13 protein-coding genes and 2 pseudogenes are annotated in these 16,480 nt (G+C 65.8%); 5 read left to right on the top strand and 10 right to left on the bottom strand.

Annotated elements, in window-relative coordinates:
* Nucleotides 1-208 precede the first annotated feature (208 nt).
* Entirely contained in the window at nucleotides 209-1,087 is an 879-nt protein-coding gene (locus C3418_RS05795) for a pirin family protein (protein WP_069785073.1), read from the top strand.
* Between the two features lie 60 nt (nucleotides 1,088-1,147).
* On the opposite strand, the gene C3418_RS05790 is transcribed toward C3418_RS05795, so the two are convergent.
* The 4 genes from C3418_RS05790 to C3418_RS05775 all read right to left on the bottom strand — a co-directional run bounded on the left by C3418_RS05790 (nucleotide 1,148) and on the right by C3418_RS05775 (nucleotide 5,442).
* Nucleotides 1,148-2,008 (bottom strand): PA4780 family RIO1-like protein kinase, encoded by an 861-nt coding sequence (locus C3418_RS05790; protein WP_069785074.1) that lies wholly within the window; start codon nucleotides 2,006-2,008, stop codon nucleotides 1,148-1,150.
* A 94-nt stretch (nucleotides 2,009-2,102) separates the two neighbouring features.
* Nucleotides 2,103-3,098, bottom strand: a complete 996-nt coding sequence (locus tag C3418_RS05785; protein WP_049636402.1) for a lipid A biosynthesis acyltransferase — start codon at nucleotides 3,096-3,098, stop codon at nucleotides 2,103-2,105.
* Between the two features lie 154 nt (nucleotides 3,099-3,252).
* On the bottom strand, nucleotides 3,253-4,242 hold the full coding sequence (locus C3418_RS05780; protein ID WP_045524804.1) for a lipid A biosynthesis (KDO)2-(lauroyl)-lipid IVA acyltransferase: 990 nt from the start codon (nucleotides 4,240-4,242) through the stop codon (nucleotides 3,253-3,255).
* A gap of 219 nt (nucleotides 4,243-4,461) precedes the next feature.
* Nucleotides 4,462-5,442 carry a TDT family transporter gene (locus C3418_RS05775; protein ID WP_052816403.1) on the bottom strand — a complete coding sequence of 327 codons (981 nt, stop codon included), beginning with the start codon at nucleotides 5,440-5,442 and terminating at the stop codon, nucleotides 4,462-4,464.
* 103 nt (nucleotides 5,443-5,545) lie between these two features.
* Here C3418_RS05775 and C3418_RS05770 point away from each other — a divergent pair, with 103 nt between their 5' ends.
* Nucleotides 5,546-6,430 (top strand): LysR substrate-binding domain-containing protein, encoded by an 885-nt coding sequence (locus tag C3418_RS05770; protein ID WP_039039086.1) that lies wholly within the window; start codon nucleotides 5,546-5,548, stop codon nucleotides 6,428-6,430.
* 85 nt (nucleotides 6,431-6,515) lie between these two features.
* On the opposite strand, the gene C3418_RS05765 is transcribed toward C3418_RS05770, so the two are convergent.
* The 3 genes from C3418_RS05765 to C3418_RS05755 form a co-directional block, all read right to left on the bottom strand.
* Nucleotides 6,516-7,493 (bottom strand): Gfo/Idh/MocA family protein, encoded by a 978-nt coding sequence (locus C3418_RS05765; protein WP_069785075.1) that lies wholly within the window; start codon nucleotides 7,491-7,493, stop codon nucleotides 6,516-6,518.
* 35 nt (nucleotides 7,494-7,528) lie between these two features.
* Nucleotides 7,529-8,386, bottom strand: coding sequence for a deoxyribonuclease IV (gene nfo, locus C3418_RS05760; protein WP_041215226.1), 858 nt, complete (start codon nucleotides 8,384-8,386; stop codon nucleotides 7,529-7,531).
* Between the two features lie 169 nt (nucleotides 8,387-8,555).
* Complete coding sequence (locus tag C3418_RS05755; RefSeq protein ID WP_103858142.1) at nucleotides 8,556-10,592, bottom strand: glycoside hydrolase family 3 protein; 2,037 nt, start codon at nucleotides 10,590-10,592, stop codon at nucleotides 8,556-8,558.
* A 231-nt stretch (nucleotides 10,593-10,823) separates the two neighbouring features.
* Between C3418_RS05755 and C3418_RS05750 the strand changes: the two genes are divergently transcribed.
* Nucleotides 10,824-11,834 carry an AraC family transcriptional regulator gene (locus tag C3418_RS05750; RefSeq protein ID WP_048207601.1) on the top strand — a complete coding sequence of 337 codons (1,011 nt, stop codon included), beginning with the start codon at nucleotides 10,824-10,826 and terminating at the stop codon, nucleotides 11,832-11,834.
* On the opposite strand, the gene C3418_RS05745 is transcribed toward C3418_RS05750, so the two are convergent.
* On the bottom strand, nucleotides 11,814-12,749 hold the full coding sequence (locus C3418_RS05745; protein WP_010674616.1) for a LysR family transcriptional regulator: 936 nt from the start codon (nucleotides 12,747-12,749) through the stop codon (nucleotides 11,814-11,816). The two genes, C3418_RS05750 and C3418_RS05745, sit on opposite strands and share 21 nt — an antisense overlap.
* 130 nt (nucleotides 12,750-12,879) lie before the next feature.
* Here C3418_RS05745 and C3418_RS05740 point away from each other — a divergent pair, with 130 nt between their 5' ends.
* On the top strand, nucleotides 12,880-13,638 hold the full coding sequence (locus tag C3418_RS05740) for an SDR family NAD(P)-dependent oxidoreductase (RefSeq protein ID WP_010674615.1): 759 nt from the start codon (nucleotides 12,880-12,882) through the stop codon (nucleotides 13,636-13,638).
* A 95-nt stretch (nucleotides 13,639-13,733) separates the two neighbouring features.
* Here the strand turns inward: C3418_RS05740 and C3418_RS05735 are convergent.
* Together C3418_RS05735 and C3418_RS05730 are read right to left on the bottom strand one after the other, a co-directional pair.
* Nucleotides 13,734-14,507, bottom strand: a pseudogene (locus C3418_RS05735) (glycoside hydrolase family 1 protein); the annotation flags it as partial.
* A 217-nt stretch (nucleotides 14,508-14,724) separates the two neighbouring features.
* A pseudogene (locus C3418_RS05730) lies at nucleotides 14,725-15,384 on the bottom strand (glycoside hydrolase family 1 protein); the annotation flags it as partial.
* Nucleotides 15,385-15,547: 163 nt separating this feature from the next.
* Between C3418_RS05730 and C3418_RS05725 the strand changes: the two are divergent.
* On the top strand, nucleotides 15,548-16,465 hold the full coding sequence (locus C3418_RS05725; RefSeq protein WP_103858141.1) for a LysR family transcriptional regulator: 918 nt from the start codon (nucleotides 15,548-15,550) through the stop codon (nucleotides 16,463-16,465).
* Nucleotides 16,466-16,480: the final 15 nt, after the last annotated feature.

The raw sequence follows: 16,480 nt of genomic DNA, 5'->3' as shown, positions 1-16,480 counted from the left end.
CTATTGTACGTTCATACAGTACCCGGCTGCAATTGCCGGGCGGGGCCCTCAGGGCAGGCGCTGTGCCCCGTCTTTGCCATCCGGCGCCGGATTGGGGCATAGTAACCTCGGCATCACTCACCGGCACCGGGCGAGACGGCATGTCCAACTCCCGGCAGACGCTGCGGCCTGCGCGCGCGCCAACCTTTTCCTCGACAAGGAGCACCCCATGACACAACAGTGGCAACGCATTGCCTCCCGCCTCACCGATGTGGGCGGCATCCCGGTGGCTCGCGCCATCCCGGTCAAGGAGCGGCGCACCATCGGGCCCTGGTGTTTTCTCGATCATATCGGCCCGACCCGCTTTGCCCCCGGCGCCCCCGGCATGGATGTGGGGCCCCACCCCCACATCGCCCTGCAGACCTTCACCTGGATGCTGGAGGGGGAGATCCTCCACCGGGACAGCCTGGGCAGCAAGCAGGTGATCCGTCCGGGCCAGGTGAACCTGATGACCGCAGGACGGGGCATCGCCCACACCGAGGAGTCGGTCCCGAACCAGCCCGATCTGCACGCCGCCCAGCTCTGGATAGCCCTGCCAGAGGCGGATCAGCATACCCCGCCCCGCTTCGATCACTACCCGACGCTCCCCCGCTGGCAGCAAGGGGAGATCACCCTCACCCTGCTCATCGGCGAGCACGGCAGCCAGCGCGCCCCCACCCTGCACTTCTCCCCCATTCTGGGGCTGGATCTGCACGCCCCCGAGGGAGGCGAGATCACCCTCCCCCTGGACCTCGCCTTCGAGCACGGCCTCTTTCCCCTCGCGGGGGAGACCATCGTCGCAGGGGAGGCCCTGGCCCCGGAGCAGCTGCTCTACCTGCCCCCCGGCAACCGGGAGGTGGCGCTGACCCTGCGCCCGGGCGCCCGGCTGCTGCTCATCGGCGGCGAGCCCCTGCCCAGACCGCTGCAGATCTGGTGGAACTTCGTGAGCGTCGACAAGGAGGCCATTCGCACCGCCGCCGCCGACTGGGAGAGCTGTCATCCGCGCTTTGGCGAGGTGACGGGTTACCAGGGGCCCCGTCTCAAGGCACCGCCCCTGACCGGACTCTGAGCCAGAGTTCCAAAACAAAAGAGCGCCCATGGCGCTCTTGTTGATTGGAATGAAGGCCCGTCAGGACTCCTCTTCCTGCTCCGCCTGCAACCTGGCCCGGCGGGCCATGGCCTCCTCCTGGGCACTCTCTATCTCGTGCAGCACGCCATCCAGATCGATGGCCTCCCGGCTCTCTTCGAACTGGCCGGTGAGCTCGGTCTCGGGGCCCAGCTTGCCATCCTCGAACAAGGACCACATCTCCCGGGCATACCGGGTCTTGAGCAGCTCGGGGGCATACATGCCGTAGTAGTTGCGCATGTTGTCGACATCCCGCTCCAGCATGGCCCTGGCCTGGTTGTTGGCGGCGGCATCCACCACCTGGGGCAGGTCGATGATGACGGGCCCCTCTTCGTCCACCAGCACGTTGAACTCCGAGAGATCCCCGTGAATGAGGCCGGCGCAGAGCATGCGCACCACGTAGCGGATCACCTTGCCATGATCCACCAGAGCCTGCTCACGGGTCAGGGCCACGTCGTTGAGACGGGGAGCGACGTTGCCGTCGGCGTCGGTGATGAGCTCCATCAGCAGCACGCCATCGAGGCAGACATAGGGCCTGGGCACCCGCACCCCGGCCGCCGCCAGCTTGAACAGGGCATCCACCTCGGTGTTCTGCCACACCTCTTCGTGCTGCTTGCGACCGTACTTGGAGCCCTTCTCCATGGCGCGGGCATCGCGGCTGCTGCGTACCCGCCGCCCTTCCTGATAGACCACGGCCTGCTTGAAGCTGCGCTTTGACGCCTCTTTGTAGACCTTGGCGCAGCGGATCTCATCGCCGCAGCGCACCACATAGACGTCGGCCTCTTTGCCGCTCATCAGCCGGCTGATGACATCGTCCACCAGGCCGTCATCAACCAGAGGTTGGATTCGATTTGGAATTTTCATGACCGCCCTTTTACCCTATTTGCACCTTGTTTGCACCTGTTTGCTGGTGGCCTGCCACCCCTGTCAGAAACGGCCCGCAAGGGGGCCGTGTCGATCAAGGTTCCGGTGGCAGCCCCTGGCGGATGCGGCGGATCCCCGCCTCGTAGAGACCGTCCTCGCCCTGATCGTGCTCCTGGGTTTCGAAGATCTTGAGAAACCACATGTACTGCTCGGGGAAGCGGCCAAGCTGCTGCTCCACCATGCGGTTCATCTGGTTGACGTCCGCCACCAGATCCGCAGTGGGATAAGGGTCGAACGGCGCCTCGATCTCCAGCCGGTAGCCCCCCTGATCCTCGTCGTAGCAGGCCAGAATGGGCACGGCGCGGGCACCGGTCAGCTTCACCAGCTTGGGCAGGGCCGGCAGGGTCGCCTTGGGGTGGTTGAAGAAGGGCACGAAGAGGCTCGCCTCCCGGCCGTGATCCTGATCCGGCAGATAGAAGAAGCTGTCGCCGCTGCGCAGGGCCTTGATGGCGGGCTTGATGCCGACGCTGCGCTCGTAGATACGCCCGCCCTTGCTGCGCTCGCGGTTGATATACCAGTCGAACACCGCATCCTTGGGGCTTTTCATCATGGTGCACATCTTGATCCCCTGGAGGGGGAAGTAGCGGCCAATCATGTCCACCGCCCAGGTGTGGGGCACCACGAAGATCATGGGGCGACCGGCTGCCCGCTCCGCTTCCACGTGCTCCCAGCCGCTCACCTTGACGCGCCCCTTGAGGAAGTCGGGGCTGCGCCAGGTCAGCTCGCCAAAGCCCAGGAAGGTCTTGAGCCCCACCCGGATGGATTTCAGCAGCAGGGCCTGACGGCCCGCCTCGTCGAGATGGGGGAAGCAGATCTTGAGGTTGGTGTCGGCGATGTAGGCCTGCTTCGTGGAGACGCGCAGCAGCAGGGGGGCCAGGTAGTCGGCCAGCTTGTCCCGTGCCCTTGCCGGCACCCAGGCCAGCAGGGAGAGCAGGGCGACGGCCAGCCAGCTGCCCCATAGACGGGGGTGCAGCAGGCGCGGATGAAAAGAGGTATCAAACACCGGATCTTGTGCGGACATGGTCGCCATCGAATCATCAAAACAGACCGTCATTTTAGTGATCCTGACAACTTTTTCTACCCTGCCCTGCACAGCGCCACCGCGCCAAGTCACTGATCAGACAAGTTAGAAATAAAAAGTGGCCCGCTTGGGGCCACATTTTTGCACCGGGTGAGCGCAAGGCTCAGGGATGAGGAGCAAGGCCCCGGCGGATGCGCCGGATCCCCTCTTCGTAGAGGCCATCCGGCCCCACCTGATCCTCACGGGTGTCGAAGATCTTGAGGAACCACATGTACTGGCCCGGGTGGCGGCAGAGCTGGCGCTCCACGCTGTCGTTCATGCGGCAGGTATCCGCCATCAGATCCGCGCTCGGGTAGTCGGCGTAGGGAGCCTCGACCTCCAGCCGGTAGCCGTGCGCCTGCTCGTCATAGCAGGCCAGCACCGGCAGGGCCCGGGCACCGGTCAGCTTCACCAGCCGTGGCAGGGCCGGCAACGTCGCCTTGGGGTGGTTGAAGAAGGGGGCAAACAGGCTCGCCTCCCGGCCGTGATCCTGATCCGGCAGATAGAAGAAGCTCAGACCGGATTTCACCGCCTTGATCACCGGCTTGATGCCGGCGCTGCGCTCATAGACGCGGCAGCCGTGCCGAGCCCGCGCGCCGTTGATGTGCCAGTCGAACACCGGGTTGCGGGCGCTCTTCATCATGGTGCACATGGGCAGGCCCCGCTGGGCGAAGTAGTAGCCCGCCGCGTCGATGGGCCAGCTGTGGGGCACCACCAGGATCACCGGTCGGCCAGCGGCCTGCTCCGCCTCGATATGTTCCCAGCCGCTGACCTGGATCCGCCCCATCACGTGGGCGGGGCTGCGCCAGGTGAACTCGCCAAAGCCCAGCAGGCTCTTGAGGCCGACCCGGATGGAGGTCATCAGGATGGCCTCCCGCTCGGCCTCGCTCTTCTCCTTGAAGCAGATGGCGAGGTTGGTCCTGGCGATGTAGATCTGCTTCTTCGAGATGGCGCATACCAGGGGCGTCAGAGCATCGGCCAGGCGATCCCGCCAGCGCGGGGGAACGAAGGCGAGCACACCGATGGCGCCGAGGGCGAGCCAGCTCAACCAGTAACGGGGGTGCAGCAGACGAGGCTGGAATCGGGCGTCAAACACGGGATCAGATGAGGACATGGGCACGACAAAACAGTGGGAAGATAAAGTGGCGCACATCGTGACAGGTATTACCAGTTAACGCCAACTGAATGTCGCCTGTATGGGCAACTATTTAAGCCACTTCACGGATTGACAAAAATAATCTGCTTCATTTGATTCCTCTCTGTTTCACTGCATCACGAACGGCAGACCCCGCACGGGCGAGGTCGATGACGAGGGGGGATGAAAACCTTGCGCCTAGCGGCGTGCGGGCTGCCCCGGCAGGTCATCCTGCACGGCCGGCAGGAAGAACATCAGGTAACGCAGGACCACGTAACCCACCACCAGGGTGGCCACCCCCAGCTCCAGATAGGCCAGCTGATGGAGCTGCTCGGCATAGCGGGCCGCCTGTGGCCACTGCGACAGCAGGTGACTCACCTTGAACAGGGCGGTGGCCCCGATCACCAGGGGGAAGGTGAAAGCGGCGTAACCCGGCGAGAACGGCAGGCGCAGCAGCTTGATGAAGGCCAGGTAGATGATGCCGGTCATCAGCACGGCGATCCCGAGCAGCACCGCCACCAGCAGCAGGGAGGGATCCTGGCTCACGGTGAGGTAGCCGGCCAGCGACAGGCTCGCCGGGGCGGCCAGGATGGCGATGGTGGGCTTGGCGGCATCCGGCACCTCGTGGCTGAAGATGAGGCGATAGAGCATCAGCGGCAGCATCAGGCCGTAGCAGGCCATGCCGAACCAGAGCAGGCCGGTGGCCAGGGATGCGAAGGGACCGCCCGGGTAGGCCACGTCAGCCACGATGATCCCCACCGGCGGCACGAACCAGCTCGGCACCATGTGATGGATTTCGAACGCTCTGGCCCTGTGCCAGACGAAGGTCGCGAGGAAGACGAGGTGGATGATGACCGCAAACAGCCAGAGCCCCTGCCCCAGGGTCGGGGCGAGCAGGCCGACCGCCTTGGAGACCACCATGGTCCCCATGGCGTAGGTGGGCACCACGCTGCCCACCACGGGATGGGCGAGATCCTGCCACAGCAGGCGCGGGTGGATCAGAAACTTGAAGGTCAGGACGAAGAGCAGCACGGCGGCGATGGCGGCCCCTAGCAGTTGCAGACGGCCATCGAACTGACCGGCATTTTCCCAGCACCAGCCGAGGCTGGCGATCCCGAGTGCCAGACCGGCCATGGGGGTCGGGGCGGCGGCCAGGGAGCGGCGGGTTCTTGCGATCATGGCGGATACCCTCTTGATGATGACGATGGGCATAGGATAAAGGGGGTCTATCGTTTACGATATCTAAATGAATTGAACTTAGCGTTTAGGAAAATCAAACGATATGAAGCTCACCCTGCAACAACTCAAGGTGTTTGCCACCATCGCCCGCCACGGCAACCTGGGGGGCGCCGCCAATGAACTCTGCCTGAGCAAGGGGGCCGTCTCCCAGTCGCTGCAGGAGCTGGAGCGCCAGCTCGCCACGCCCCTGTTCGACCGGGTGCACCCGAGGCTCCAGCTCAACAGCGAGGGGCGCCTGCTGCAACCGGCCGCCGAGGAGCTGCTGACCCGGATGCAGGAGATAGAACAGCTCTTCAGCCCCGATGCCGAGCCAAGCGGCCAGCTGCACCTCGGGGCCAGCCAGACCATCGGCAACTACCTGCTGCCCGCCCTGCTGGCGGAGGGGGCCCAGGAGCTGGGGGCCGCCCCCAGGGTCACCATCGCCAACACCCACCTCCTGTGCCATGCCCTCGCCCACTTCGAACTGGATCTCGCCCTCATCGAGGGGGAGAACCACCACCCGGACCTGGTGAGCGAACCCTGGCTGGAGGACGAGATGCTCATCATCGCCGCCCCCGGTCACCCCCTGGCGGATCAGCTCGAGCTGCCCCTGCGCCGGCTTGCCGGGGAAACCTGGGTGCTGCGCGAGGCGCAATCCGGCAGCCGCGAGCAGTTCGAGCAGCAGCTCCAGCCTCACCTGCCCCGCTGGCAGGCGGGGATAGAGCTCAATACCCTGGAGGCGGTGATGCTGGCGGTGGAGAAGGGGCTCGGCATCTCCTTCATCTCCCGCCTCGCGGTGGCGGACCGACTGGCACAGGGGCGCCTGGTGGCCCTCACCCCGAGTCGCCGCTTCCCACGCCAGCTCTCCCTCGTCTGGCACAAGCAGAAGTTCCACTCCGCCGCCCTGCGCCGCTTCCTGGCCTTCTGCCGCGCCCAGACCCTGGCGTGAGAAGCCCTTCGGATACGACAAGGGCGCCATTGGCGCCCTTGTCGTTCAGCCGATGCTCTCCCCGGCCATCAGCCCTTCCCCGGCCTCAGCCGGCGAGTCCCCCTTCAATCCAGCCGAGCACCTGCCGGGTCACGGCCTGGGGCACCCAGGGGGAGTCCAGCAGCCGGTGGCGCAGGCAATCGGCAAAGTGATCCGCCTCGTGCTGCATGCCGCCCCCCTCCACCGGCAGGTAGATGTCCGCCGGCCAGATGACGGGAGCAGGCCCCCCTTGCCAGCGAATGTGCTGGGGATTCCACCACTTGCCCTCGATGACCAGGCGCCATCCCTCCCCGGACAAGGACGCTTCCCGCTCGAGATCCTCGATGATGGAGGCCCCGAGTTCGGCCCGAAACGGCTCATCGAACGTGAAGCTGGCGGCGAGATCCACCTCCCCCGGAGCCCGCGTCAGCGTCACCTCGGGGGCGGTGCAGCCCAGCCCCAGCCGATGGCAGAGGGCGGCATGGAGCCAGAGGGGATAGACCCCCACGTCCCAGGCAGCGCCGCCATCCAGCGCCGGATCGAACAGCTTGCCCACCTTCGGCTGGGCCGAACCGAACGCCGCCCGCAGCTCGCGCGGCGGCGGCAGCAGGGGCAGGCGCTGCAACAGGGCGCGCATGGCGGGGAAGCACATTACCTTCATGGCCTCGAGCAGCAGCAGGCCCCGTGCGTGGGCGAGCGCCACCAGGGCGTCCCAGTCCGCTACCCGGGTCACCGCCGGTTTCTCCACCAGTACGTGCTTGCCCGCCAGCAGCATCTGCCTCACCAGGCCCGCGTGCTCCGGGTGGATGACCGCCACATAGACGGCCTCCACCTCGGGGCTGGCGGCCAGGGCCTCATAGCTGCCATAGGCGTGGGGCAGCCCCAGATCCCGGGCGAACTCGTCAGCCCGTCCCTGGTCCCGGGCGGCGATGGCCACCACCTCGGCTCCCCTGGCGTGCCCGTTCACATCGCGGCAAAAACGCCGGGCGATGGCCCCCGCCCCGGCAATGCCAAAGCGCAGGGGCGCCCTTGTCTCGTCGTGCATCGTCTCTCCTTGCTACCCAATGGTGGACCCCGGCATCACGCCGGGCGCGGGCTCCCGGCCAGGCTGCGCAGCCAGCTTATCTCCTCGCCCCAGATGGACTCGTCGATGGTCTCGAGGATCAGCGGGATGCCGTCAAAACGGTCGTCGTTCATGATGTGGTGGAACACCGCCTCGCCGAGGTTGCCCTCCCGCAGGCTGTGGTGACGGTCGACCCGACTACCGAAGGTACACTTGGCGCCGTTGATATGCATCCCCTTGAGGTACTCGAACCCCACGATGCGGTCGAAGTCGGCAAACACCGCCTCGCACCCCTCGGGGGTACGCAGATCGTAACCGGCGGCGAAGGCGTGGCAGGTGTCAAAGCAGACGCCGACCCGACTCTTGTCCTCTACCCCGTCGATGAGGGTGGCCAGGTGCTCGAACGACCAGCCGAGGTTGGTACCCTGGCCGGCGGTATTTTCGATCACCGCCGTCACCCCTTCACTGCGCTCCAGCGCCCAGTTGATGGACTCGCTCACGAGCTTGAGGCTCACCGCTTCGGGGATCTGCTTGAGGTGGCTGCCCGGGTGGAAGTTCAGGTAGCACAGCCCCAGTTGCTCGCAGCGCTTCATCTCGTCCAGAAACGCATCCCGGGACTTGGCGAGGGCATCGGGGTCGGGATGACCCAGGTTGATGAGGTAGCTGTCGTGGGGCAGGATCTGCTCGGGGCGAAAGCCCTCCTTCTCGCAGGCGGCCTTGAAGGCGCGAATGCTGGCCTCGGAGAGGGGCGCCGCCTGCCACTGGCGCTGGTTCTTAGTAAACAGGGCGAAGGCGTTGGCCCCGATGGCTTTGGCCCGGGCGATGGTGTTTTCCACCCCGCCCGCCGCACTGACGTGGGCTCCGATAAATTTCATCTCATCTCCTGTGCACTGTGACCGGGTGCCTGCCACACTGGCCACCGCACCCGTTGCCGGGGCGCCATTATGCCCAAGCCAACCCCTTGCGCCAAACCGGGATTGTCGATGGGGGCAATGGAAAAGGCGCCCGAAGGCGCCTTGATGAGAGACAGAACATCCCTGTCCGTCAATAGGCCAGACCGGCCCCGTAGGGATAGAGCGGGCTTTGTGAGTCCTTGGCCACGTCCGGGGACTGGGCCAGCACCGCCTGCCAGCTCGAGGGCAGCTCGAAGGGGAGCTTGCCGCGTGCCTTCTGGGTGCCGCTCATGACATCGAACAGGGCCTGATCCAGGGCGCCGAAGTTGGCCAGCAGCACCCGGGCCGCCGGGGCCACCTCGGTCAGGATGGCGGGCCTGTCCAGATAGACGGAGAGCACCAGGGGCACCCCGGCCTGCTCGATGGCCTGGATGGCGGCATAGTCATCCGCGCCGCGGTAGACCCCTTCGTGGGCCGTCTCCTGCACCACCTGATCATTGCTGGCAAAGCCGAGCTGGCCGAAGTGGATGCTGCCAAACGGGAAGCGGGGATCCTGCTCGCCCGGGGCGTTGACCCGCACGATGGCAAGCTCCGCGTCGGCCAGGTTCGTCACCACCGTATAGCCGTTGGCCCTGGCCACCTCGGCGTTGACATTGTGCAGATAGACCCGCTTGCCGTCCGCCTTCAGCGGCAGCAGGGCCCCTTCGTTCTTCAGCAGCACGTGAGACGCCGCCTGGGCGGCCTGGGCCTCCTGCTGGAACTCGGCCTTGCCCACCAGGGCCACCGCGGCCTCGGCATCCACATAGGGATTCTCGAAGAGCCCGAGGGCAAACTTCTGGGCCAGGATCCGCTCGGCCGAAGTGGTGATGGCCGCCTCGGTCACCAGACCGCTCTGCACCGCCGCCAGCAGGGGGGCTGGGTCTTCCACGCCACCGAACTGATCCACCCCGGCGTCGATGGCCTTGGCATAACGCTCGGCCTTGGTGAGCTTCTCCACGCCCCAGGACATGCCAAAGGGCACGGTCCAGGGGCTCACCCCGGCATTGACTTCCTCCTGGGTCAGCCCCTGCTCGCAGCGGCTGTCACAGTCATTGACGATGCCCCAGTCGCTCAGCACCACGCCGTCAAACTTGAAGTGGCCCCGCAACAGATCCGTGATGATCTGGCGGTTGAAACCAAACCCCACCTCCTCGACGGGCTGCCCATCCTGGGTCAGGCCCAGGGGCATGGCGTAATAGGGCATCACGGCGGCCACCCTGGCCTCGAAGGCACCCTCGAAGGGCACCAGGTGGTAAGCAAACTGGCCGCCGGGGTAGATCTGCTCCTTGCCCCAGGGGTTGTGGGCATCCAGCCCGTCCTTCTGGGGACCGGCCCCGGCGAAGTGCTTGACCACGGTGACCACGCTCTCCTTGCCTATCCCCTCGCTCCCCTGCTGGAAGCCCTCGATGTAGGCCTTGACCAGGGACTTGGCGAGCAGGTTGTCTTCCCCGAAGGTGCCGTTGATGCGGCCCCAGCGCGGCTCGGTCGCGAGATCCGCCTGGGGCGAGAGGGCCTCGTGGATGCCGACGGCCCGGTACTCCTGACGGGCGATGTCGCCAAAGCGCTGTACCAGGGCGGCATCACCGATGGCGGCCAGCCCCAGGGTCTCGGGCCACTGGGAGAAGGCCCCGGCACCGATGCTGGTGGCGTTCGGATCATGGGTGAAGTGGTTGCGGGGATCCGTGCTCACCGTCATGGGGATGCCGAATCCCACTCCTTCCAGCAGGGCCTGCAGGGTGTTGTTGTCCGCGGCGATGGCCGCCGGATCACCGGCCATGCGGGTGATGAAGGTGTTGACCCCGTCCTCGCGCAGCATCTTGTCCATGGCCACGAGGTTCACCCGCCCCGCCCCGTCCAGCACCAGGGTGCCGTGCATCATCAGCCCTGCCTTCTGGGCCAGGGTGAGCCTGCCCACCAGATCCCGGGCTCGCTCGGCGGCGCCGAGGCGCCAGTCCTCGTAGGGGGTCAGGGTGCCGCTGCCATCGAGATCCTTGAATTGCAGGCCGTCCTGCTCGATGAGGGTGACGGTGCGGTGGCCCAGAACGGGCTGCTCGGGCTTGGGGGTGGAGTCGTTGTCGTTGCACCCTGCCAGCAGCAGGGCCCCGATGGCGAGGGCGACACGGGTTCGGGAGAGCGAGTGGTGTTTCATTGTTGTTATCTTCCTTGTGTGTGTAGGAGTCGACACTCTATGCAAAAGCGGCCCCTCTCACTTGCCCGTCGGGTGCAGGAAGTTGCCGGTTGGGAGCAGGATTGAAAAGTGTGAAAAGGGTTGCAGGGTTACCCTTGGTTACAAATCTGAAACATGAAAGCGGCGCTGGCTCACGGCAATCCGCCGCCGCTGGCCGATGATGGTGGGCCACCGCTGACAAGGATTTTTGCCGTGAAGACCGTCTCCAACCGGATTGCCCTGCACTGCCTCAACCACTGGCAGGCCCGCGGGCGGGATCCTGCTGCCCTCCTGCACCCCTGCGGCATCGCCCACGAAGAGCTGCTGATCCCCCAGGGGCGGCTCGACACCGGGCGCCACTTCCGGCTGCTGGCCGGGGCAGCCCCCCACGTGGATCTGGCCCTCGACTGGACGCCCCCCGCCCTCCCCGGCCTCTTTGCCGACTTCATGTCGCTGGCGAGCCTGTGCTGCAACGCCGCCACCCTTCGCCAGGCCCTGCACTTCTTCCTCGCCTACCGCCCCCTTATCGGCGAGAGCGACGAGATCCGCCTGCAAGAAGAAGAGGGACAGGCCAGGATCAGCTATCACTCGGAGTCCGATCATCCGGACGTCATCGCCCTGAGCAGCCTGGCCAACCTCTGCCACCTCTATGCCCTGCTCCAGTTCTACCACCCGGGCCAGGGGCTGCTGGTGCTGCCCACCCCGGTACGCCCCAGGCTGTGGCGTGAGCTGGCAGGCTGGCTGGAAGGGCGGTTGCAACAGGGGGCGGCCTTCGAGCTGCGCTTTCCCGCCGCCTTGCTCGATCTCGCCCACGGGCAGTGCAACCTGCCCCTGCAACCCCTGCTGCTCGGGGAGCTCGACCGGCAGATGGCCCAGCTTCGCCCAAGCAGCCGCTACCGGGACAGGGTGATGACACTCATCCGCCAGCAGCTGTGGCAAGAGAGCGCCGAGGCCTCCTCTCTGCTCGATGGGGTGTGCGAGCACCTCAAGCTGACCCGCTGGACCCTCAACCGCCATCTGCGGGAGGAAGGGTGCCACTTCTCGGGCCTGCTGGAACGGGTGCGCCGGGAGGAGGCCTGCCGCCTGTTGCAGGATCCCGCCCTCCCCCTGCAGACAGTGGGGGAGCGCCTGGGTTTTGCCCGCCAGAGCAGCTTTACCCGCTTCTTTCGTGAGGCGTTTGCCCTCTCGCCCCGCGAGTTTCGCTCAAGGCGCAGCCGCCTCTGAGGCGCCCCCGAGATGGGCGGCGAGCAACCCCGCCAGCCAGTGGATGAAGAGCTGGACCCTGGGGGCCAGTTGGCGGCGATGGGCATAGAGGGCGTGGATGGGGAGCGGCGGCGGCTGCCACTGGGGCAGGATGCTCACCAGCTCGCCCCCCGCGAGCAGGGATTCGACCCCCACCCGCGGCATCTGGATGATGCCAAGCCCCGCCAGCGCCGCCGCCAGGTAGGTCTCGCTGTCATTGACCATGAGGGCCCCCGCCATGGGCAGCAGGGCGCGGTGGCCATCTTCCGCCAGGTATTCAAAGCCGGGCTCGCTGCGCCCCTGCCCGGCACCAAACCCGGAACCATAGTGCACCAGCCGGTGGCCCGCCAGATCCCCAAGGGTGCGGGGCACCCCGTGGCGAGCCAGGTAGCCTGCGCTGGCACAGTTGATCTGGCGATAGTGACCAAGGGGCCTGGCCACCAGGCTGGAGGGCTCAAGCGCCCCGACCCGCACCACGCAGTCAAACCCCTCGCGCACCAGATCCACCCGCCTGTCCGTGCTGCTCAGCATCAGTTGCAGGGCGGGATGCTGCGCCAGAAAGTCCGGCAGGGCCGGGATCACCAGGTGGCGGGCCATCCGGCTTGGCATGTCGACCCGCAGTTGTCCCGAGATCTGCCCCCCCTGGCGAAACAGGCCGTCAAACTCCTCCATGTCCGCCAAAAGCTCCCGGCATCTGGCATAGCAGAGCTGGCCGTCCGTGGTGAGCTGCACCCGCCGCGTGGTACGCAGCAGGAGCCGGGTCCCCATGCGCTCCTCCAGCCGGCGGATGGCGGCAGAGAGGGTCGCCTTGGGGATGCCCGTCTGCTCGGCACAGCGGGTAAAACTCTCCAGCTCGGCGACCCGCACGAAGGCTCTCATCGCATCCAGTTGATCCATGGTCTGATTGTCTCGATAAACGGAACAGTGATTCTATTATCACGCTATTTATCCAGTTTAAAAGGAACAATACAGTGATCCGGTCGGCTCGTATCGAGCCTGTGTCCGCCACCCTGACAGGAGTCATACCATGACCAGACCCATCGCCCTCATCACCGGGGCCAGCCGCGGCCTTGGCAAGCACGGGGCCCTGGCCCTCGCCGCCAAAGGCGTCGACCTCATCATCACCTATCGCAGCCAGGCCGCAGAGGCGGAGGCGGTGGTGACCCAGGCCCGCGCCCTCGGCGTTCGGGCCCATGCCCTGGCTCTGGACGTGGGCGAGAGCGCCACCTTCGCGGCCTTTGCAGAGGAGGTGACGCAACTGCTCGCCCGGGAGTGGCAGCGCACCCATTTCAACTTCCTGGTCAACAACGCCGGGATCGGCATTCATGCCAGCTTCGAGCAGACCACGGAGCAGCAGTTCGACACCCTGCTCAACATCCACCTCAAGGGGACCTTCTTCCTGACCCAGGCGCTCCTGCCCCTCCTGGCAGACGGCGGTCGCATCCTCAACCTCTCCACCGGTCTCACCCGCTTCGCCATGCCGGGTTATGCCGCCTACGCCGCCATGAAGGGGGGCGTCGAGGTGCTCACCCAGTATCTGGCCAAGGAGCTGGGCCCCAGGGGCATCGCGGTCAACGTGCTGGCCCCCGGCGCCATCGAGACCGATTTTGGCGGCGGCGTGGTGCGCGACAACAAGGGGGTCAACGACTTTCTCGCGAGCCAGACCGCCCTTGGCCGGGTGGGTCAGCCCGACGACATCGGTGGCGCCATCGCCGCCCTGCTCTCCGATGACTGCCGCTGGATCACCGCCCAGCGCATCGAAGCCTCGGGCGGCATGTTTATCTAGGCGGTCATGGTTGTCAGCTGCACAAACAAGGAAGGCCCCCTCCGATGAGGGGGCCTTCCGGCATTGGGCAGACGAGGTGCTGCGCACCGGGCCCGTTACAGGGTCTTGCCACCGCTTGCAATGACCTGGCTGTACCAGTGGAAGCTCTCTTTCTTGATGCGACGAAGAGATCCTCCCTGCTCGTCCCTGTCCACGTAGACAAAGCCGTAGCGCTTCTGGTAGCCGTTGAGCCAGCTCAGGATGTCGGTGAAGGACCAGGCGCAATATCCAATCAGCTCGACCCCGTCCTGCATCGCCTCCTGGCACGCCTTGAGGTGGCTGTGCAGATAGGCGATACGGTAGTCGTCGTTCACCTTGTCCCCGGCTTCCAGCTTGTCGAACTCCCCCAGGCCGTTCTCGGTGATCATCAGCGGCAGGGCGTAACGGGAGGAGAGCCGGCGCAGGGCGATGCGCATCCCGGTGGGATCGATGGCCCAGTCCCAGTTGCTGGTCTCAAGGTGCGGATTGGGGGCCGTCTTGTAGAGGCCGGGAATGCCGCTGGAAGGCGTAGTGCCCTTCTTGCCCGTGGTGTTGATGCGCTGCATCGTCTGGCCGCCGAGGGGGTTGTCGGTGAAGGTCAGGGTGTAGTAGTAGTTGACCCCGATGTAGTCGGGGGTGCCTTCGCGCAAGAGCTCGAGATCGCCCGGCAGGATCTCCGGCGCCTCGCCGGTCTCCCGCAGATAGGCGAGCGCCGCCTGGGGGTAACGGCCGAAGCAGTAGGCATCCAGCCACCAGAGGTTGGTGAACTCCTCGGCATTCTCGAACGCCAGCATGTCGCTCGGGGCGCAGGAGGCCGGATAGGCGGGGGAGTACGCAAAGCTCGGCCCGATCACAATGCTGTTCAGATAAGCACTTTTTTGACTGATTATTCATAAATTGGATTTGAGTTGAGGGGGCAAGGCTGTGTCCAGTCGATCTTCCTCCAGCCTTTATCCAGCGGGGCTTGCAATAGAAAGAGGGAGGCATCATGCCTCCCTCGCTTTTTTGTCCTGATACTACGTGGACTGGAACTCAAATTCTCTTAAGTGAACAGCATTGCGGCCCGATCAGGCCGTTTGGCACGTGCTGGCGAAACGCCTTGATGACCCGGGCATTGGCGAGAAACGCGATGTGGTTGGCGGCGAAGAAACGCTTCCTGTCCTGCACGGCGGGAGGATGGGTGCCCAGCTGGTAGGCGTTGGTCAGGTTGTAGTTCTGCTCGTTGAGCGACACCCAGTACTTCACCTTGCCGGCGAAGCGCTGATAGAGGGTCACGCAATAGCGCTCGAAGTCGTCGATGATGCGCCTGTCTTCCCAGCCGCCGTACTCATCCTGCAGGGCCTGGGGGAGATCCCAGTGATAGAGGGTCAGCACCGGCTCGATGCCGTGGGCCAGCAGGGCGTCGATGAGCCTGTCGTAGAAGGCGAGCCCCGCCTCGTTCACCTCGCCACGCCCCGTCGGGTAGATGCGCGGCCAGCTCACCGAGAAGCGATAGGCCTTGAGCCCCATCTCGGCCATCAGCGCCACGTCCTCTTCCACCCTGTGGTAGTGATCCACCGCCACGTCTCCGTTGCTCCCTTCAAAGGTCTTGCCCGGCAGCTTGGTGAAGCTGTCCCATACCGAGGGGCCCTTGCCCTCCTCGTTCCAGGCCCCTTCCACCTGATAGGCGGCGGAGGCGGCGCCCCAGAGGAAACCGTTCGGGAAGTCATTGAACTTGTGATGATGCATCTGGTGTTGCTCCTTCTGCGCGGATGGCGGGGGCCATCCTGTGATACGTCGGCCCCGTACAGGGGCCCGAAATGAGTTGGCACCAGCATCCAACACTTCTAGAATTCCGTCCAATGACAAATATGGCCACCTATCATTCCTATCTGGAATCAAGCGAGGCACCATGGAGTTGAGAGACCTGAAAGCCTTCGTCACCCTGGGGGAGGTATTGCACTTTGGTCAGGCGGCGGCGCGCCAGCACGTCACCCAGTCGGCCCTGAGCAAGCAGATCCGCCGGCTGGAGACGGACCTTGGCGGCGAGCTGTTCGAGCGCAACGCCGGCAGCACCCGGCTGACGGTGCTCGGGCGCGCCCTCTACGCCGACGCCTGCACCCTGGTGGCCCAGAGCGAGCAGCTCGCCCGCAGCGCCCGCGACGTGCTGGCGGGCCACGCGGGTACCCTGCGCATCGGCTTCGGGGTCGCCACCAAGCTGCTGGTGCCCGCCGCCATCGCCCGCTTTCGGGCCAGCCGCCCCGGGGTCGCCATCGAGCTCAACGATCTCTCCACCCATCACCAGTTGCTGGCGCTGGCGGAGGGGCGGCTGGATCTCGGCTTCTGCCGCCTGCCCGCCCCCAAGGGCTGGCCGGTGCTGCCCGTGGTGCGCGCCCATTTCGTCGCCGTGCTGCCCGCAGGCTATCAGGGGGTGGCAGGGCTCGCCGATCTGCAGGAGAAGCCGCTCGCCATCCTGCGCCGGGACAAGGCCCCCTCTTTTTACGATCAGTTCATCCATTACCTCGCCCAGAGCGGCCTGCGCTTTCAGGACATCCAGTACGTCAACGACTTCGCCGCCGGCATCGCCACCGCGGCGGCCGGCATCGCCTGGACCCTGGTCCCCTCCTCCACCACCATTGAGCATCCCGATGTGCTGACCCTGCCCCTCGGGGAAGCCGACGCGAGCTGGATCATCGGGCTCATTCGCCCGCCGGGCAACGACAATCCCCTCGTCGCCCCCTTCTGGCAGACGGTGGCGGAGCTGGCGGATCCCGCCCTCACCGGCCTCATGACGACAGGGGACGGGGCTCCCACCTGGGACACCCCATGAAAGGGAATCATTCGA

The sequence above is a fragment of the Aeromonas sp. ASNIH8 genome, from assembly GCF_002919855.1.
GTDB classification, from domain to species: domain Bacteria; phylum Pseudomonadota; class Gammaproteobacteria; order Enterobacterales; family Aeromonadaceae; genus Aeromonas; species Aeromonas caviae.
The sequence above is the reverse complement of the archived record's forward strand: the minus strand, read 5'-3'. Positions and strand labels throughout refer to the sequence as shown.